Genomic DNA, 19,449 nt, shown 5'->3' on the forward strand with positions numbered 1-19,449 from the left:
TGACGACTTCGGACTGGCCTTATACGCCACCGTCGGCAGTTCTCACCTGCCACCGCCGCGGGCCTCCCGCACTGGGACCAATCAACTTCCACCACATGTCACCCGTACTACCCCGGAAGACTCAGTGGGACGCTCTCGTTGTCTCCTCCCACCAACAGCGGCCTTCCCCGACTGTCCACCGGGTCGGCATCTTCACTTTGTTCACGAGGCTACATCTCGGTTCGCTTGCGCTGCGGCCTGCGGTTTTGCATCTACGTAACTTACGACCCCCGGTTACCCGGACGCCGCTCCGCGACACTACAAAGGTGTACGAGCAACTCCTTTGGCGGGACTCTAACCCGCTAGTTAATCAGCGTGTTACGGCATACGAACAGTTTACTTAATTCGCCACTGCATCGAGCAGCGCCTCTCAAACCAGCTCGAATTAAGTAAACTGTCCCCGAATTACGCGAATTACGGCGGGCAGGGGCATGGGGCTGCCGCCGGGGGCCATGGCCGCGTGGACCGTACGGGCGGTGGCGACCACGACTCCGGCCTCGCCGACGAACTCGTAGGCGAGGGTAAAGGAGCCCTGGCCCAAGCGCTCCACGGTGACCCGGATGTCCACGGTATCCCCCACCCGCAAGGGGGCCTTGAAGTCCGCCTCGGCGTGGACGATGGGCAACAGGTACTCACCCTCCTCGAGAATGCGGCGCAGATCCAGGCCCACAGCGGCCATGAAGGCTTGGTAGGCATCGTGGGCCAGCATGAAGAGACGGCCGAAGAAGAGGATCCCGGCGGCGTCGGTGTGATGGAGCTGGATCACGGTGGGGTGGCTGAACATGGCGTCTGACCTCCGAAATCAGGCGTGTGGGGAGCGGCGGCCGGCGGCGTCCCCGCCCTGCCACAGGCCGCCGATGGCGGCGATGCCCTGGGCGCCTGCGTTCCAGGCGGCGGGGAGATCGGCCGCGACCATGCCGCCGAGGGCGTAGACGGGCATGGCCGCCAGTTCGGTGAGGGCGTGCAGGCCCGCCCAACCCAGGGTGGCGGCGCCGGGGTGGCTGGCGGTGGGCTTCACCGGCGAGCAGAGGATGAAATCGAGACCCAAGTCGTTGGCCCGGGCCACCTCGCGTGGGGTGTGGCAGGAGGCGGAACACCATAGTTCGGCCGGGGCCGGGCGCTCCACCAGGGCCATGAGGCGGGGGCTGGTGAGGTGGACTCCGTCCATGCGCCAACGTAAGGCCTGATCCGGCGGGCCGTTGAGCACCGCCAGGGCGCCGTAGCGATGACAAAGGGCGGTGACCGCCTCGGCCAGGGCCGCCAGGCGTTCTTCGGGCAGCCCTCCTGCCCGCAACTGTACCAGCCCCACGCCGGCGGCGAGGCTCTGCTCCAGGCCGGCGAGGAAGGCCTCCGGGTCCCCGGGGGGCGGCGTCACCAGACAGCGCTCCGGCAGGTGGGCGGCGGCGACGATGGGGCGGTTGGCGGCGGGGAAGGCAAAATCGGCCAACTGGGCCGGGGTCACCCAGGCCACGGCCTGGCCCTCCCGGCCGCGGGCCTCGCCCCGCCACTCCGTCACCCGCCACACATCCAGCAGCACCGAGCGATCGGCATAGGCATGGCGCACCCGCAACTGGGGCCGGCAGGCGGTGACGGTGATGGCGAGTTCCTCGGCGAGCTCCCGGACGAGGGCCCGGCGGGCGGTCTCCCCGGCCTCCACCTTGCCGCCGGGGAACTCCCACAACCCACCCTGGTGGGCATCGTCGGGGCGGCGGGCGATGAGGATCCGGCCGTCGTCCCGGGTCACCACCGCCGCCGCCACGGGGATCAGGGCCGCCATGACGGCACGGCGGGCAGGCTCAACTGCGATACTCGGCGTTGATCTTGACGTAGTCGTAGGAGAGATCGGTGGTCCATACCACGGCCCCGGCATCGCCCCTGCCCAGTTCCACCCGCACCGTGAACTCGGGGCGGGCGAACACCGCCGCCCCCGCCGCCTCGGTGTAGGCGGCGGCGCGGCCGCCGGCCTCGACGATGCAGACATCGTCCAGATGGATAGACACCCCCGCCAGGTCCAGGGCCGTCAACCCGGCCCGCCCCACCGCCGCCAGGATACGGCCCCAGTTGGGATCACCGGCGAACCACGCGGTCTTCACCAGGGGCGAGTGGGCGATGGTGTAGGCCACGGCCAGGCACTCTCCGCCGGTGGCGCCCCCCCGTATGTCCAGGGTGACGAAGCGGGTGGCGCCCTCGCCGTCCCGCACCACGGCCTGGGCCAGTTCCAGGCATACCCCGTCCACCGCCTGCTGGAGTTCGGCAAAGCCCGGGTCCTCCGGGAAGGCCAGGGGCTCGTTACCGGCCGCGCCGCTGGCCGCCAGCACGCAGGCGTCGTTGGTGGAGGTATCGCCATCCACCGTGATGCGGTTGAAGGACCGCTCCACGGCCGCCCGCAGACAGGCGTCGAGCAAGGTCTTCTCTACCGCCGCGTCGGTGGCCACGAAGGCCAGCATGGTGGCCATGTCCGGGCGGATCATGCCCGAGCCCTTGGCCATGCCGGTGACGGTGACGGCCCTGCCGTCCACCTGACAGCGCCGCGACACCACCTTGGGCAGGGTGTCGGTGGTCATGATGGCGCGCGCCGCCGCCAGCCAACCCTGTTCCGTCAGGCCCTTCAGCAGCTCGCCCAAGGCCCCGGCGAGACGCTCCACCGGCAGGGGCTCACCGATGACCCCGGTAGAGAAGGGCAACACTTGTTGCGGGATACAATCGGCCTCCGCGGCGAGGGCCGCGCAGCAGGCGCGGGCATCGGCCAATCCCCGGGCCCCGGTACCGGCGTTGGCGTTGCCGGCATTGATGAGCAGATAGCGCGGCGCGCCCGCCGCCAGGTGCTCCGCCGCCACCGTCACCGGCGCGGCGCGAAAGGCATTGCGGGTGAACACTGCCGCGCAGCTGCCACCCGGGGCCAGTTCCAGCAACGCCAGATCATCCCGCCCCCGGTAACGGATCCCGGCCGCGGTGGCCGCCAGGCGCACCCCGGGGACGGGTCTGATGTCGGTCGGTGCGGACAGCCCTACGGGCATGGTGGGGGGATCCTTTGAGGCTGGAACAGGGAATGGTGAATGGTGAATGGTGAATGGTGAATGGTGAATGGTGAATGGTGAATGGTGAATGGTGAATGGTGAATGGTGAATGGTGAATGGTGAATGGTGAATGGCAGGAGTGTAGCCCGATTGGGGGATGTGTAGGTCGGAATTCATCCCGACATCCGGACTGGCAGCTGCTTTTTTTGCTTTTCACCATTCACTATTCACTTTTCACTATTCACTTTCTTTATCTCTATTCACTTTATCTCTATTCACTATTCCCTTCTCCCATCTCACCATTCCCTCACGACAACTTCCCATGACAATGCTTGTACTTCTTGCCCGAGCCGCAGGGACAGGGCTCGTTGCGCCCCACCTTGCGGCCCTCGCGCACGAAGGGCTGGTGCTCGTCACCGGTCGGCTGGGGCTCGCCGGCAGCAGCCGGGGGCGGGGGCGTGGCGCCCTCCGGGGACGCCATGGCGGCGGCGGCGACTCCCGGTGCCGCGGCATAGGTGCCCATGTTGGGATGGGAGAACTCCATGGCGGCCTGCTGGCGGCGCTGGGCCTCGATGGCGTCTACGTCGGACTCGTCCTGCACTCGCACCCGCGACAGGATGCGCACCACCTCGTGCTTGATGCGATCGAGGAGGGCGGAGAACATCTCGAAGGCCTCGCGCTTGTACTCCTGCTGCGGCTTCTTCTGGGCGTAGCCCCGCAGGTAGATGCCCTGGCGCAGGTAGTCCATGGCGGCAAGGTGCTCCTTCCACATGGAGTCCAGGGTCTGGAGCATCACCGCCTTCTCGAAGTGACGCATCACTCGCACCCCGACGGAGGTCTCCTTGGCGGCATAGATGTCCTCGATGGTCCCGATGATGCGTTCCCGCAGGGTCTCTTCGTGGAGTTCGTGGTCGGCATCCAGCCAGCTCTGGATGTCCAGTTCCACGGCGAACTCTTCTCCCAGGGCCTTGGTGAGACCGGGCACGTCCCACATCTCGTCGAGGCTGTGGGGCGGGATGTAGGTGTCGATGACGCCATTCACCACGTCGTGACGGACGTTCCTGATGGTCTCGCTGACGTCCTCGGCCGCCATCAACTCGTTGCGCTGCTCGTAGATCACCTTGCGCTGGTCGTTGGCCACGTCGTCGAATTCCAGCAACTGCTTGCGGATGTCGAAGTTGCGTCCCTCCACCTTGCGTTGGGCGTTCTCGATGGCCTTGTTGACCCACGGGTGCTCGATGGCCTCGCCCTCCTCCATGCCGAGCTTCTGCATCAGCCCCGACACCCGCTCGGAGGCGAAGATGCGCATGAGATTGTCTTCGAGGGAGAGGTAGAAGCGGCTCGACCCGGCATCACCCTGGCGTCCGGAGCGGCCCCGCAGCTGGTTGTCGATGCGCCGGGATTCGTGGCGCTCGGTGCCGATGATGTGCAGGCCGCCGGCCGCGATCACCTGGTCGTGGCGCTGCTGCCAGTCCTGGCGCACCACCTCCCGCTGCTCCTCCGTGGCGTCCTCCGGCAGGGCGTCCAGTTCCGCCTGGAGGTTGCCGCCGAGCACGATATCCGTGCCGCGCCCCGCCATGTTGGTGGCGATGGTCACTACTCCCGGCTGCCCCGCCTGGGCCACCACCTGGGCCTCCCGCTCGTGCTGCTTGGCGTTCAGTACCGCATGCTCGAAGCCGGCATCGTTCAACAGCTTGGCCACGTATTCGGAGGTCTCGATGGAGGCCGTGCCCACCAGCACCGGCTGGCCGCGGGAGCGGCAGTCCTTGATGTCCTCGATGATGGCGTCGAACTTCTCGCGCTGGGTGAGGTAGACGAGGTCCGGCCGGTCGTCACGTACCATGGGCTTGTGGGTGGGGATCACCACCACCTCGAGGCCATAGATCTGCTGGAATTCGAAGGCCTCGGTATCCGCCGTGCCGGTCATACCCGACAGTTTGTCGTAGAGGCGGAAGTAGTTCTGGAAGGTGATGGAGGCCAGAGTCTGGTTCTCGTGCTGGATGGGCACGCCCTCCTTGGCCTCCACCGCCTGGTGCAGGCCATCGGACCAGCGCCGGCCGGGCATGGTACGACCGGTGAACTCGTCCACGATGACCACCTCGTTGTCACGCACGATGTAGTCCACATCCTTCTGGAACAGGGCGTGGGCGCGCAGGGCCGCCGTGAGATGGTGCATGAGGACGATGTTGGCGGAGTCGTAGAGGCTCTCTTCCTCGCCCAGCAAACCCTCCCGGACCATCAGTTCCTCGACCCGGCCGTGGCCCTGCTCCGTGAAGTAGACCTGCTTGGCCTTCTCGTCCACGTAGTAGTCGCCGTCCCCCGGGTCTTCGGTGCTCTCCTCGCGTTCCTGGCGTCTGAGGTTGGGAATGACCTTATTCACCTGAACATAGAGTTCCGAGGTGTCGTCGGTGGGCCCCGAGATGATGAGGGGTGTGCGGGCCTCGTCGATGAGGATGGAGTCCACTTCGTCCACGATGGCGAAGTTGAGGTCACGCTGGACCTTCTCTTCCACGGAGAAAGCCATGTTGTCCCGCAGATAGTCGAAGCCGAACTCGTTGTTGGTGCCGTAGGTGATATCCGCGGCATAGGCCTCGCGGCGCCCGCAGGGCCGCAGGTGCGCGTAGCCCTGATCGCCCTCGGGCAGGAACTCGGGGTCGTAGCGGTAGGAGCTGCTGTCGGGCCCACGCCCGCCAGAGGAATTGATGACCCCCACCGAAAGGCCGAGGAAATCGTAGATGCGCCCCATCCAGGCGGCGTCGCGGCGGGCCAGGTAGTCGTTCACCGTCACCACATGGACACCCTTGCCGCCGAGGGCGTTGAGGCAGGCCGCCAGGGTGGCCACCAGGGTCTTGCCCTCGCCGGTGCGCATCTCCGCGATCTTGCCGTCGTTGAGTACCATGCCGCCCACCATCTGGACGTCGAAGTGGCGCATGCCGAGGGTGCGTTGGCCGGCTTCCCGCACCAGGGCGAAGGCCTCCGGCAGCAGGGCCTCGGTGCTCTCACCCTCGGCCACCCGCCGCCGCAGATCGGCGGTGGCCTCGCGCAGCTCCCCGTCGCTGCGTCCCTGCAGCCCCTCCTCCAGGGCATTGATGCGGCCGACGGACTTTTGCAGCCGCTTGATGACGCGTTCATTGCGACTGCCGAATACTTTGCTAAGCAACTTGCTGACCATGAGTGCCTAAGGTTCCTCGCATGATCCCCCGCGGGCGGGGAATTCGGGATCTGCCGGTTGGCCCCGGCGAACCCCCGTTATAGAGTCGTTTTATGCCAGCGATCCCGACCACCGGCGGACTGAGGATAAGCCGGGTTTTCATCCGGCCTTCGTGGGCCACGCCGGTGCCCGATGAGAATCGGATCAGGAGTTCCCCGGCGGCCTGTAAGCCGCCGACGCTGCATCCCTCGAATTAAAGGGGTGCAAAGGATATCAGGGAATGGAGTCCAGCTCTAAGGAAACGCAGCTGTATCCGGGGCGGCCTGCCGGCGGGACATCAGCCCTTGCCGGAGCGGATGAAATTCATGGGGTTCACGGGGCGGTCGTCCCGCAACACCTCGAAATGGACATGGGGGCCGGTGGCCCGGCCGCTGGCGCCCACCAGGGCGATGGGCTGGCCCTTGGCGACCACATCACCCACGGCCACCAGATTATCGGCATTGTGGCCATAGCGGGTGACCAGACCGTTGCCGTGGTCTATCTCCACGATCCTGCCGTAGCCCGAACGGCGGCCGGAGAACACCACCACCCCGGAGGCCACGGCGATCACGTTGGAGCCCCGCTTGCCGGCGAAATCCAGACCTTCATGGCGACTCTTGCGGCCCGTGATGGGGTCGTTGCGCAACCCGAAATATGATGATATCCAGCCCTTCTCCACCGGTTTGCCCGTGGGACTCACCCGCTCCAGCAGGCGGCGGTCCCGCAGCAGCCCCTCGAGGGCACCGAGACGCTGCTCACGGTCATCGAGCATGCCGGCCAGGGCTTCGAGTTCGGCGACGAAATCCGGCACCGTGTTGCCGACATCCGGCGCCGCCGCGTACGGCCCCCCCATGGCCGGGGAGCCGGTGCCAAAGCCGAATTCGCCGGCATCCAGCTGGCCTTTCTCCACCAGTCGCTGTCCCAAAACGTCGAGACGAATGAGCCGCGCCTCCATGGCCCCCATCTGCAACGCCAGGGCATCCAGATTACGCTGGGCCTGGAGGCGGGCCTCCCGGACCGTGCGCTGCTGTTCTGCGAGTTCGTGGCGTAGCTGCGTATACAGGGCACCGCCGGCCACCGCAGGGGCCTGTTCCAAACCCGCCCGGTAACCCGTGAAAGCGGCAGCCCCCAGGGCAACCGCCATGAGGACGCCCATCAGGAGGGTGCTGCCGCGGCCCATACAGACCCGGTTGCTTGAACCTGCAAGCTTGGACAGTACGATGATCTCCATCGGTGTATGATCGATAGCCTTCGTTATATGTCGCCTGGGACCATCCCGACCTGCCATGCAGACCGGGGACCTGAGGAATCTGCCGACCCCGATGAGCTTCTCATCCATCAAAGGCCTGTTGTTCAGAGAGGGCTCCCCCCTCAAGCAGCTCGAGACCCGCACCCTCGAACTGCAGGAACTGCAGGGGCGCATTCAGCCCCTGATTCCCGATACCCTGCGACCGTACGTCCAGGTGACGGGCCTCAGCCAGGGCACCGTCACCCTGTCGGTGACCGACGCCTCGCGGGCCACGCGGGCCCGGCTCCTCGGCCCCACTATTGTCAAGGCCATGGCCGGTCAGCCCGGGGCCATGGTCAAACGGGTCAAGGTGCGCGTGGCACGGGCCGACTTCTCGCCCCACCGCAGTACCCCACCACCGCGCCGCTGCACCGCCATATCCCCGGACAGCGCCCGGCTTATCCGCTCCCTGGCCGGCGATGCCGACGATACCCTGGCCCGCGCCCTGCGCCGCCTCGCTTCCCGGGCCAAGAGAGCCACCCGCGGCGGGGCCGGGGAGTAAACAGGGCGCGTGGAACACCGTCCCGTGGCAACGCGGGGGTTTTTCCGAGCCGCCTAGAAGGCCCCTGCCGCCACAGGTTGCATATAACGAATGGGTGCCAGGGCACCGTCATCGAAGGTGATCATCTCCCAGGCCGTTCTATCCGCCAACAAGGCCTTGAGCAGCTTGTTGTTGAGGGCATGGCCGGATTTATGGCCCTCGAAGGCCCCCACGAGGCTGTAGCCCAGGAGATAAAGGTCGCCGATGGCATCCAGCACCTTGTGGCGCACGAACTCATCCTCGTAACGCAGGCCATCGTCATTGACGATACGGTAGTCATCCACCACCACCGCATTGTCCAGGCTGCCCCCGAGGGCCAGGTTGCGGGCCCGCAGGGCTTCCACGTCCCGCATGAAGCCGAAGGTACGGGCGCGGCTCACCTCCTTGACGAAGGAGGTGGTGGAGAAATCCATCGTAGCGGTCTGGGTGCGGTCCTTGAACACGGGGTGGTCGAAGTCGATGGTGAAACTCACCTTGAATCCGTCGAAAGGTTGGAAGCGGGCCCATTTGTCACCTTCTTCCACTTCCACGGTCTTGCGGATGCGTATGAACCTCTTGGCGGCGTTCTGCTCCTCCACCCCTGCGGACTGGATGAGAAACACGAAGGGTCCCGCGCTGCCGTCCATGATGGGCACTTCCGGGGCGCTGAGGTCGATGTAGACGTTGTCTATACCCAAGCCTGCCAGGGCCGAAAGTAGATGTTCTACGGTGGAAATACGAGTACCCCCGCCCACCAGGGTGGAGGACAGGCGGGTGTCGCCCACGTTCTCCACCCGGGCGCGGATATCCACCGGCTTTGGCAGATCCACGCGCCGAAACACCACGCCGGTGTCGACCGGTGCGGGGCGCAGGGTGAGGTACACCTTTTCCCCCGTGTGGAGCCCCACCCCGGTGGCCCTGATGACGTTCTTTAACGTACGTTGATTAATCACGGTGCCCCCACCCCCCTGCGGAAGACCCTTTTATAGCCAATGATTTGTGAACCATATCACATCCTTTTCATATATTGGGAGCATGGCTTTACCCGGCGGGCAATATTCCCGTTCCTGCGTCCCGTCCCACCATGGGTGCTCCAGGCAGGCGCCGCCCCGATGACTCTTCCACATACTGGTCCTTTCACCCTTTCCCCGGAGCCGGGTCCTCAATCCGCCTGGCGGCGCAGAAATGCCGGGATATCCAGATAGTCCGGGTCCGACTCCAGGGCCTTCGCCGGCGAGCCGTTCGCCGTCTGATTGCGAATCACCGTGGGCCGCTCCAGGCTGCGGTAATCGATCTCCCCATCGCTCTTCGGCTTCACCAGGCGCATGTTGGGCTCCTCCTTGCGCAGGGACGCCTGGTCGAGGCCGGTGGCCACCACCGTCACCCGCAGTTCGTCGCCGGCATCCTTCTCCAGCGCCGTACCCATGACCACCAGGGCATCGTCCGACGCGAAGGCGTTGATGGCCTCGCCCACTTGGTGAAACTCGTCCAACCCCAGGTTCTCGCCGGCCGAGACGTTGACCAGAATGCCCCGGGCACCGTGGAGGTTGACGTCCTCCAGCAGGGGGCAGGCGATGGCCGCCTCGGCGGCCTTGCGGGCGCGGTCCTCGCCCATGGCCTTGCCAGTGCCCATCATGGCGCGGCCCTTCTCGGACATGACCGTGCGCACATCGGCGAAATCGACGTTGATCACGCCCGGGTGAGTGATGAGTTCGGCGATACCCTGGACGGCGCCGAACAGCACGTCGTTGGCGGCCCGGAAGGCCTCGTTCAAGGATATCCCCGGCCCGAGCACCGCCAGCAGCTTCTCGTTGGGCACCGTGATCAGAGAGTCCACATGCTCCGCCAGTTCCTGGATACCGTCTTCGGCGATGGTCATGCGCCGGCGCATCTCGAAGGGGAAGGGCTTGGTCACCACGGCCACCGTGAGGATGCCCATCTCCCGCGCCATCTGGGCCACCACCGGAGTGGCGCCGGTGCCGGTGCCGCCGCCCATGCCGGCGGTGAGGAACACCATATCGGCGCCCTCGAGGATATCCACGATACGGTCCCGGTCCTCGAGGGCGGCCTGACGCCCCACCTCCGGATTGGCCCCGGCGCCGAGCCCCTTGGTGACGTGGCTGCCCAACTGCAGGGTGGTGCGAGCCGAGGAGTTGCGCAGGGCCTGGGCGTCGGTGTTGGTGCACACGAACTCCACGCCTTCCATACTCCTCACCACCATGTGTTCCACGGCGTTGCCGCCGCCGCCGCCGATGCCGATGACCTTGATCACCGCGCTGCTCTGATTGTAGCTATCCATTAATTCAAACATGCTCATAACCTCTCTAAAGTCCGCACTCAATCAAGTTGACGAATTAACCCTGCCGCCCTCCGTACCGACGGTCCCCACACCCCGTGTGAGGGCCCTGCGGCACGCCGCCGTGCCGCCCCAAGCAATGGCCCCTGGCCACTGACGTTCTGTGGCCACGAATGGCCAATAATCTGCGTTTACCTAAAAATTCCCTTGAAACCAGCTCCTCATGCGCTCCCAGACCCCCCGCATGCCCTCCACCCGCGTATCCGCGGAATGGTCGCGGGTATGCTGCTGGCCGAACAGCAACAGGCCGACGCCGGTGGCGTAGATGGGATTGCGCACCACCTCTGAAAGGCCCGCCACCCCCTGGGGCTTGCCCACCCTGACGGGCATGTGGAAGACCTCCTCGGCCAAGTCCATCAACCCCTCCATCTTGGCGCTGCCGCCGGTCAGCACCATGCCGGCGGCGATGAGATCCTCGAAACCACTGCGCCGCAGCTCCGCCTGCACCAGGGTGAGAAGTTCCTCGTAGCGCGGCTCCACCACCTCCGCCAGGGTCTGGCGGGCCAGCCGTCGCGGCGGCCGCTCACCCACACTCGGCACCTCGATGGTCTCGTCGGCGTTGGCCAGCTGGGCCAAGGCGCAGGCGTATTTGATCTTGATCTCCTCTGCATACTGGGTGGGGGTGCGCAGGGCCACGGCGATGTCGTTGGTCACCTGGTCGCCGGCGATGGGGATCACCGCCGTATGACGGATGGCGCCATCCGTGAACACCGCGATGTCGGTGGTACCACCGCCGATGTCCACCAGACACACGCCCAGTTCCTTCTCGTCCTCGGTGAGCACCGAATAGCTCGATGCCAGCTGCTCCAGGATGATGTCGTCCACCTCGAGGCCGCAGCGACGCACGCACTTGATGATGTTCTGAGCGGCGCTCACGGCCCCCGTCACCAGATGCACCTTGGCCTCCAGGCGCACCCCCGACATGCCCACCGGTTCGCGGATCCCTTCCTGGTTGTCGATGATGAATTCCTGGGGCAACACATGGAGGATCTTCTGATCCGCCGGGATGGCCACCGCCCGCGCCGCGTCGATGACCCGATCGATGTCGGTGGACAGCACCTCCTTGTCACGAATGGCCACGATGCCGTGGGAGTTGAGGCTGCGGATGTGGCTGCCCGCGATGCCGGCGAAGACCGCATTGATCTGGCAACCCGCCATCAGCTCGGCCTCCTCCACGGCGCGCTGGATGGACTGGACTGTGGACTCGATGTTCACCACCACACCCTTCTTCAGGCCCCGCGACGGGTGGGAACCGAGGCCCACGATCTCGATGGTGCCGTCCACGCCCACCTCGCCGACGATGGCCACCACCTTGGAGGTGCCGATGTCGAGGCCGACGATGAGGTTTCTGTCCGACTTCTTGCTCATGGATTGTTCATGCCGCCGTCAGGCGTACCCTCTGTTTTTCGCGTGATTCCGGTCATCCCGGCCCCCCTGTCCCCCCAGGTGACGGCAAAGCCGTTGGGATAGCGCATATCCACCCTGATGATGTTCCCGGCGCGGCGCCGCGCCTCGCCCAGCAGCGGCGGCAGCGCCCGTATTAGGCGTTCCCGCACCACCGCCTCCGGCAGCCTGCCCAGCACCAGCTCGGTACCGCCGTCCAACTCCACGCTGAAGGCGCCGCGGCGTTCCGCCGTCAGGCCGGTCACCACCCGCCCGGTGGGCAGCAACCAGCCGTTCAGGCGCCGCATGAAGGCCAGCAACTGCGGCGCATCCTCGGCCCGACCGCGCAATAGGGGCAGGTCCTTCATATCGCCGTCCGCGGGCGGCCGGAACAACACCCCCTGCGCATCCACCAGGCCACCACCGCCCCAACGCGCCACCGCCCGCCGCTCCTGCACCCGTACCTCCAGCCGGTCGGGCCAGTGCCGGCGCACGGTCACCCGTGCCACCCAGGGCAGGCCCTCCACCGCCCGGCGCACCCGCTCCAGATCGATGGCGAAGAAACCGCCCTCCATGTGGGCCACGACTTCTTCTTGGAGGCGTTCCCGGGACAGGTAGCGCAGCTCGCCCTCCACCGTGACCCGCTTCAGAGGCGTGAGGTCGCCCTGACGCGCCATTGCCACCAGCCATGCCGCGGCGGTCACCAGGAGCACAAAGAGGATTGCGGTCCACCATCGCTTCATTGCGCTCCCATCTCGGTGTGCGCCCCTTCGAGGATGTCGAGTACCAGCGCATCGAAGGACAAACCCGCGGCCCGCGCCGCCATGGGCACCAGGCTGTGGTCGGTCATGCCGGGGATGGTGTTCACCTCGATGAACAGGAAGCGCCCGGCGCGGTCCCGCATCATGTCCACCCGTCCCCAGCCGCGGCCGTCGATGGCGCAAAACGCCGCCATCACCTCCCCGGCCACGGCCTCTTCCGCGGCCGGGGCGAGGCCGCAGGGGCAGTGGTAGCGGGTGGTGTCCGCCTCGTACTTGGCCTGGTAGTCATAGAAACCCCGCGGGGTCTCGAGGCGAATGAAGGGCAGCACCCGCTCGCCCAGCACCGCCGCCGTGTATTCCGGTCCATCCACCCATTGCTCCGCCAGCACCACGTCGTCGTAGCGGCGCGCCTCCCGCCAGGCCCGCTCCAGCCCCGCCGGGTCGTCCGCCCGCGCCATGCCGATGCTGGACCCCTCACGCACCGGCTTGACCATCACCGGGAAGCCCGGATCGGCGGCCACCGCCGCGAGGTCCGCGACATCCCCCAGCACCCGCCAGGCGGGCGTGGCAATACCGATCGCCTGCCAGATCTGCTTGGTGCGCAACTTGTCCATGGCCAGGGCGGAGGCCAGCACGCCGCTGCCGGTGTAGGGGATCCCCATGAGTTCCAGGACTCCCTGCACCGTACCGTCCTCGCCGCCGCGCCCGTGGAGGGCGTTGAACACCCGTCCCCACGGCCGCTCGGCCAGGCGCGGGAACAGGTCTCCATCCACGTCGATGCCGTGGGCGTCCACGCCGCTGCGGCGCAGGCTCTCCAGCACAGCCCGGCCGGACAGCAGCGAGATGGCCCGCTCCGCCGAGCGCCCGCCCATGAGCACCGCGACGGGACCGTATGTCGCCGCCCCGATCACAGGGATACCTCCTCCGGCAACAGGCCCATCACCTGGACCTCGCGGCGCAGCTCGACGCCGCAGCAAGCCTTGACCTCGCGCTCCACCAGTACCATCAGGGCCTCGATATCGGTGGCGGTGGCACCGCCGTCGTTGACGATGAAGTTGGCGTGCTTCTCGGACACCACCGCGCCGCCGATGCGCCGCCCCTTGAGGCCGGCCTGCTCGATGAGGCGGGCGGCGAAATCCCCCCGCGGGTTGCGGAACACCGAACCACAGCTGGGCACCCCGAGGGGCTGGGTCTCGCCGCGGCGGCGCAGCAGGCCGCGGACCCGCGTCCGGGACTCGCCGGCATCGCCGGCCGTGAGCATGAAATGACCGGCGATGAACCACTCCTCTCCGGGCCGGTGCACCTCGCGGTAGCCCACCTGATAGCTGCCGGGACGCCGCATATGGCGGGCACCGCTGCGATCGATCACCTCCACCGTCGCCACCACGTCCCAGGTCTCGGCGCCGAAGGCACCGGCGTTCATCGCCAGGGCCCCGCCCACGGTACCGGGGATCCCCGCCATGAATTCCGCCCCCGTGAGCCCCGCGCGGCCGCAGAAACGGGCCAGCTTGGGGCAGGCGACGCCGGCCTCGGCACGTACCGTGTACTCGTTCACCCGGTCCAGTCCGGCGAGCAGGCCACCGGTGGAGATCACGGTGCCGGGTATGCCGCCGTCACGGATCAGCAGGTTGCTGCCGAGGCCCAACCAGAACAGGGGCTCCTCCGGTGGAGTGCGGGCCAGGAATGCCGCGAGATCATCCACATCCGCAGGCTCGTAGAAGCGTTCCGCCGGTCCCCCCACCCGCCAAGTGGTATGGCGGGCCAGGGGCTCGTTGGTGCGCAGGATGCCTCGCAGGGCGGGTGTCGGAGTGCGGGGGGCGGCACTCATGGCGTGTCCCTCCCCATGCCTATGCCGGCCTCGGCCAGGCGGCGAGCCACGGCGCCGATGTTGCCCGCTCCCAGCACCAGCAAGACGTCGCCGTCCTCGATGACGCCGCTAAGGGCCTCGTCCAGTAGATCCAGATCGGCCACGAATACCGGGTCCACCAAGCCCCGGGCCCGTACCGCGCGACTCAGGCCGCGACCGTCGGCACCGCCGATGGGTTCCTCCCCGGCGGCATAGACCTCCAGCAGGATCAGTCGGTCCGTCTCGCACAGCACCTGGGCGAAGTCGTCCAGCAGATCGTGGGTGCGGGTGAAACGGTGGGGCTGGAACACGGTCGTGATCCGCCGCCCCGGCCAACCGCCGCGTACCGCCGCCAGGGTGGCGGCGATCTCCGTGGGGTGGTGGGCATAGTCGTCCACCAGGGTCACGGTACCCCCTGCGAAAGGCACGTCGTGGTGCACCTGGAAGCGCCGGCCGATGCCCTCGAAGCCTTCCAGGGCCCGGCCCGCGAGGGTCGGCGACACCCCCAGTTCGAGGCCCACCGCGATGGCCGCGAGGGCATTCTGCACGTTGTGGCGGCCCGGCAGGTTCAAGGTCACGGCGAAGGGCTCTCGATCCGCCGTCTCGACCATGAAACGGGTCCTGACACCCTCCTGGACCACGTCCACCGCACGCACATCGGCGCCAGCCGCGAAACCGTAGGTGAGGGCCGGTCGCGTGAGGTCCGGCACCATCTCCCGCACCACAGGATCATCGATGCACATCACCGCCAGGCCGTAGAAGGGCAACTGCTGCAGGAACTCCTCGAAGGCATGGCGCAGATGCTCGAAATCGCTGCCGTAGGTGGCCATGTGGTCGGCGTCGATGTTGGTGACCACCGACATCACCGGCTGCAGATGCAGGAACGAGGCGTCGCTCTCATCGGCCTCGGCCACCAGGTACTGGCCGCTGCCGAGGCGGGCGTTGGCGCCGGCGCTGTTCAACTGGCCACCGATGACGAAGGTGGGGTCCATTCCCCCCTCCCCCAGCACGCAGGCCACCAGGCTGGTTGTGGTGGTCTTGCCGTGGGTGCCGGCCACGGCGATGCCCTGGCGGAAGCGCATGAGCTCCGCCAGCATCTGGGCCCGGGGCACGACGGGGATGCGGTGCTCGCGGGCCCACATCACCTCCGCGTTGGCCTCGTCCACCGCCGAGGAGGTGACCACCACGTCCGCCGCCATCACCGCCGCTGGGGCGTGGCCCTGCTGCACGGCCACCCCCAGGGAGGCCAGCCGCCGGGTGGTCGCATTGGCGGCCAGGTCGGTGCCTGACACCGTGTAGCCGAGGTTGTTCATGACCTCGGCGATACCGCTCATGCCGGCCCCGCCGACCCCCACGAAATGGATGTGACGGATACGCCCCATGCGGCCGGGGCCGTGGATGCCGGGGGCGCCGTTCAGGGTCCGGGTATCAGCCACGGGCGGCCTCCAGGCACTGTTCCGCCACCCGCCGGGTGGCCTCGGGGAAGGCCCGGGAACGCGCCGCCGCCGCCATCCGCGCCAACCCCTGGTCCTCCGCCAGCAGGGCCTCGAGGCGCGCCGCGAGGGTGGCGGCGTCGAGTTCCGACTGAGGCAGGAGCAGCGCCGCCCCGGCCGCCGTGAGATAACGGGCGTTGGCGGTCTGGTGGTCGTCCACCGCATGGGGATAGGGCACCAGCACCGCCGGCAGGCCGCTCATCGCCAGTTCGGCCACGGTCATGGCACCGGCGCGACAAATGGCGAGGTCGGCCCACGCGTAGGCGGCGGCCATGTCCTCCAGGTAGGGCACCACCTCGGCCGCCAGGCCCAGCTCCCGATAGCGAGCGGCGGCGGCAGCGTGGTGATCGGGCCCGCTCTGGTGGCGGATGGCCAGGGGCCGGACGGCGGCCAGACTGGCCAGGGCCGCGGGCACCACCTCGTTGAGGGCCCGGGCCCCCAGGCTGCCCCCCACCACCAGGATACGCAGCGGGTCCCGGGGCGCCGGGCGAGGGCCGGCCGCCGCCAGCTCGGCCCGCAGGGGGTTGCCCGTGAGCAGGGCGCCGGCCCGAGGCCCGAAGCTGCCAGGGAACGCCTCCATCACCACCCGCGCCAGAGGGGCCAGCAGGCGATTGGTGAGCCCGGGTATGGCGTTCTGCTCGTGGATCAGCAAGGGCCGGCCGAGGAGCCAGGCCGCGAGACCACCGGGACCCGCGGCGAAACCGCCCATGCCCAGCACCGCGTCGGGCCGTACCCGGCGCAGCACGCGCACGCTCTGAACCAGGGCCCGCAACACCCCCAGGGGGGCCGCCGCCAGGGTGATCAGACCCTTGCCCCGCACGCCGCCCACGGCGATGGAAAAGAAGGGGAAGCCGGCCGCCGGCACCACCCGCGCCTCCAGTCCCCGCGGGGTGCCCAGCCAGCTCACCCGCGCCCCCAGGGCCCGCAGATAGGTGGCCACCGCCAGGGCGGGATAGACGTGGCCACCGGTACCGCCGGCGACGATGAGGATGGCCCGAGAGGAGACCGGACTCGCCGTCATGACTGGCGCTCCCGCCGGCGCAACTCCAGGTCCACCCGCAGCAGCAGGCCGATGGCGAGACAGTTGGCCACCATGCTGGAACCGCCGTAGCTCATGAGGGGCAGGGTGAGCCCCTTGGTGGGCAGCACCCCCAGATTGACGCCGATGTTGATGACCGCCTGGAGGCCCACGCCGAGGCCGATGCCATAGGCCAGATAGGCCCCGTAGGCTTCGCCCCGGGCACCGGCGCGGGCGGCGATGGCGAAGGCGCGCCACACCATGAAACCGAACAGCACAATCACCAGCAGCATGCCGGCGAGGCCAAGTTCCTCGCCCATCACCGCGAACAGGAAATCGGTATGGGCCTCGGGCAGGTAGAAGAGCTTCTGAACACCGCTGCCGAGGCCCACCCCCAGCCACTCGCCGCGACCCACGGCGATGAGGGCCTGGGTGAGCTGAAAGCCGGAATTGAAGGGGTCGGACCAAGGGTCCAGGAAGGCCGTGAGGCGCTGGATGCGATAGGGCGCGTAGAGGGCCCCGCCCACCAGCAGGCCGGCGGCCACCAACAGCCACACGAGGAAACGGGACAGGGGCACGCCCCCCAGGAACAGCATGCCGAGGACGGTGGTGAACAGCACTGCCGCGGCCCCGTAATCGGGCTCCAGCAACAACAGCACCGCGATCACCACCGTCAGCACCATGGGTTTCAGGAAACCGCTCAGGGCCATACGCAATTCGCCCCCGCGGCGCACCAGATAACCCGCCATGTAGAGCCACATGAGCACCTTCACGAACTCCGAAGGCTGAAGGTTGAACAGCCCGAGGTCGATCCAGCGCATGCTGCCGTTGACCTCCCGGCCGACGCCCGGGATGAGCACCAGGCCGAGCACGGCGATGCCGCCGAGGAGCAGGAAACCACTGGTGTGGCGCCACACCTTGAGGGGCACGGCCAGGGCCACGGCCCCCACCGTCAGCCCCACCGCGACGTAGGCCAGCTGGCGGTAGAAGAAATACAGCGGTGTCCCCGTCTGGCGCTCCGCCAGGGCCACGGAGGAGGAGGCCACCATGAGCAGGCCGAGGGCCATGAGGAGCAGGGCGGCCCCCAGCAGCCAGGTATCCAGCCACGGTGCAGCCGCGGGGGCGCGGGACCGCAGCTGTTCCAGACGGACGGCTTGGGCCTCGCTCATGAACCGACCTCCCCGGCCACGGCCGCCGCGAAGCACTCGCCGCGGTGGCTATAGTCCCGGAACATGTCGAAGCTGGCACAGGCGGGCGACAGCAGTACCACGTCCCCGGCCGCGGCCCCCTGCCGGGCCAGGGCCACCGCCCGGGCCATGTCGCCGGCACGGGCCACCGGCACCCGGCCGGCGATGGCCGTCTCGATGAGGCCGGCGTCACGGCCGAGCAGCACCACCGCCTTGGCATGGGTCGCCAGGGCATCGCCCAGGGGCGCGAAGTCCTGCCCCTTGCCCTCGCCGCCGCCGATCCACACCAGGGGACGGCCGCGGCCGAGGCCTTCCAGGGCCGCCAGGGCGGCCCCCACGTTGGTGGCCTTGGAATCGTCTATCCACCTCACGCCGCCGGCCTCGGCGATGGGATAACAGCGGTGAGGCAGGCCGCGAAAGCGGCGCAGGGTGTCGAGCATGGGTTGGATGTGCAGCCCGACGCCCTCGCCGAGGGCGAGGGCCGCGAGGGCGTTCAACGTATTGTGGCGGCCGTCCATGGCCAGTTCCGACTCCGCCATCAGCACGGTGTCGCCGCGCGCCAGCCAGGCCTCGTCGGCGCGCTGCACCAGGCCGTAATCCCCCTGGGCGGGGGCGCCGCGGCGAAAGCCGATGACCCGGCGTCCCGAATGGAGCATGGACATGACGATGGCATCATCCCGGTTCACCACCTTGACGCCGTCGCCCTCATAGATGTGGGACTTGGCCCGCACGTAAACCGCCAGGCTGGGGTAGCGGTCCATGTGGTCGGCGCTGATGTTGAGGACCACCGCCGTGGCCGGCCGCAGCTGCCGGGTGGTCTCCAGCTGGAAGCTGGAGAGTTCCAGTACGTAGAGGTCGGGCATTCCGCCCGCCAGCAGTTCCAGGGCCGGGGTCCCGAGGTTGCCCCCCACCCGCACGTCGAGGTCCTGATCCGCCGCCATCTCCCCCACCAGGGTCGTAACCGTGCTCTTGCCGTTGGATCCGGTGATGGCCACCACCGGGGCGCGGGCGGCCCCGGCGAACAGGTCGATGTCGCCGGTGACCTCCACCCCCATGGACGCGGCATCGTGGATGGCGGGCTCGGACAGGGCCACCCCGGGGCTCACCACCAGCCGCGCGGCGTCCCTGAAGTGGGCCGCCTCGAAGGGCCCGAGGCGCACCGGGACCTCGGGCAGCTCCGCCCGCAGGGCCGCCAGACCCGGGGGCTCCGGGCGGCTGTCCACCACCATCAGGGGCACCCCCCGGGCGGCCAGATATCGGGCGCAGGACAGCCCGGTACGTCCCAGGCCCACCACCACCGTGATGCCCTCCCCCTTGTCACCCTGCGTGATTGGCGCTGTTTGCATGGCCC

At 68.0% G+C, this 19,449-nt stretch carries 16 protein-coding genes; 1 reads left to right on the plus strand and 15 read right to left on the minus strand.

Going from position 1 to position 19,449, the window contains the following annotated elements:
• Positions 1-424: 424 nt before the first annotated feature.
• The 5 genes from U5S82_03715 to U5S82_03735 all read right to left on the minus strand — a co-directional run bounded on the left by U5S82_03715 (position 425) and on the right by U5S82_03735 (position 7,477).
• The gene (locus U5S82_03715) at positions 425-823 is read right to left on the minus strand and encodes a thioesterase family protein (protein ID MDZ7750767.1); all 399 of its coding nucleotides are present in this window, start codon (positions 821-823) and stop codon (positions 425-427) included.
• Positions 824-841: 18 nt separating this feature from the next.
• Positions 842-1,816, minus strand: a complete 975-nt coding sequence (locus U5S82_03720) for a Nudix family hydrolase (protein ID MDZ7750768.1) — start codon at positions 1,814-1,816, stop codon at positions 842-844.
• Positions 1,817-1,835: 19 nt separating this feature from the next.
• On the minus strand, positions 1,836-3,056 hold the full coding sequence (argJ, locus tag U5S82_03725) for a bifunctional glutamate N-acetyltransferase/amino-acid acetyltransferase ArgJ (protein MDZ7750769.1): 1,221 nt from the start codon (positions 3,054-3,056) through the stop codon (positions 1,836-1,838).
• 307 nt (positions 3,057-3,363) lie between these two features.
• The gene (gene secA / locus U5S82_03730) at positions 3,364-6,228 is read right to left on the minus strand and encodes a preprotein translocase subunit SecA (protein MDZ7750770.1); all 2,865 of its coding nucleotides are present in this window, start codon (positions 6,226-6,228) and stop codon (positions 3,364-3,366) included.
• Between the two features lie 316 nt (positions 6,229-6,544).
• A complete protein-coding gene (locus U5S82_03735; GenBank protein ID MDZ7750771.1) occupies positions 6,545-7,477 on the minus strand; it encodes a peptidoglycan DD-metalloendopeptidase family protein in 933 nt (310 codons plus the stop codon).
• A gap of 91 nt (positions 7,478-7,568) precedes the next feature.
• Between U5S82_03735 and U5S82_03740 the strand changes: the two genes are divergently transcribed.
• The gene (locus U5S82_03740; GenBank protein MDZ7750772.1) at positions 7,569-8,036 is read left to right on the plus strand and encodes a DciA family protein; all 468 of its coding nucleotides are present in this window, start codon (positions 7,569-7,571) and stop codon (positions 8,034-8,036) included.
• Positions 8,037-8,089: 53 nt separating this feature from the next.
• On the opposite strand, the gene lpxC is transcribed toward U5S82_03740, so the two are convergent.
• The 10 genes from lpxC to murD all read right to left on the minus strand — a co-directional run bounded on the left by lpxC (position 8,090) and on the right by murD (position 19,444).
• The gene (gene lpxC / locus U5S82_03745; GenBank protein MDZ7750773.1) at positions 8,090-9,007 is read right to left on the minus strand and encodes a UDP-3-O-acyl-N-acetylglucosamine deacetylase; all 918 of its coding nucleotides are present in this window, start codon (positions 9,005-9,007) and stop codon (positions 8,090-8,092) included.
• 209 nt (positions 9,008-9,216) lie between these two features.
• On the minus strand, positions 9,217-10,365 hold the full coding sequence (gene ftsZ, locus U5S82_03750) for a cell division protein FtsZ (protein MDZ7750774.1): 1,149 nt from the start codon (positions 10,363-10,365) through the stop codon (positions 9,217-9,219).
• A 180-nt stretch (positions 10,366-10,545) separates the two neighbouring features.
• Positions 10,546-11,778, minus strand: coding sequence for a cell division protein FtsA (gene ftsA, locus U5S82_03755; protein ID MDZ7750775.1), 1,233 nt, complete (start codon positions 11,776-11,778; stop codon positions 10,546-10,548).
• A complete protein-coding gene (locus U5S82_03760) occupies positions 11,775-12,536 on the minus strand; it encodes an FtsQ-type POTRA domain-containing protein (protein ID MDZ7750776.1) in 762 nt (253 codons plus the stop codon). The genes ftsA and U5S82_03760 overlap by 4 nt, the downstream gene beginning before the upstream one ends.
• The gene (locus U5S82_03765; protein ID MDZ7750777.1) at positions 12,533-13,465 is read right to left on the minus strand and encodes a D-alanine--D-alanine ligase; all 933 of its coding nucleotides are present in this window, start codon (positions 13,463-13,465) and stop codon (positions 12,533-12,535) included. Before U5S82_03765 ends, U5S82_03760 begins: the two co-directional genes overlap by 4 nt.
• Positions 13,462-14,382, minus strand: a complete 921-nt coding sequence (gene murB, locus U5S82_03770; GenBank protein ID MDZ7750778.1) for a UDP-N-acetylmuramate dehydrogenase — start codon at positions 14,380-14,382, stop codon at positions 13,462-13,464. Before murB ends, U5S82_03765 begins: the two co-directional genes overlap by 4 nt.
• Positions 14,379-15,782, minus strand: coding sequence for a UDP-N-acetylmuramate--L-alanine ligase (murC, locus tag U5S82_03775; protein ID MDZ7750779.1), 1,404 nt, complete (start codon positions 15,780-15,782; stop codon positions 14,379-14,381). Before murC ends, murB begins: the two co-directional genes overlap by 4 nt.
• Positions 15,783-15,828: 46 nt before the next feature.
• A complete protein-coding gene (murG, locus tag U5S82_03780) occupies positions 15,829-16,914 on the minus strand; it encodes an undecaprenyldiphospho-muramoylpentapeptide beta-N-acetylglucosaminyltransferase (protein ID MDZ7750780.1) in 1,086 nt (361 codons plus the stop codon).
• Entirely contained in the window at positions 16,911-18,080 is a 1,170-nt protein-coding gene (ftsW, locus tag U5S82_03785; protein MDZ7750781.1) for a putative lipid II flippase FtsW, read from the minus strand. Before ftsW ends, murG begins: the two co-directional genes overlap by 4 nt.
• A complete protein-coding gene (murD, locus tag U5S82_03790; GenBank protein MDZ7750782.1) occupies positions 18,077-19,444 on the minus strand; it encodes a UDP-N-acetylmuramoyl-L-alanine--D-glutamate ligase in 1,368 nt (455 codons plus the stop codon). Before murD ends, ftsW begins: the two co-directional genes overlap by 4 nt.
• Positions 19,445-19,449: the final 5 nt, after the last annotated feature.

Source organism: Gammaproteobacteria bacterium, from assembly GCA_034522055.1.
Lineage (GTDB): Bacteria > Pseudomonadota > Gammaproteobacteria > JAABTG01 > JAABTG01 > JAABTG01.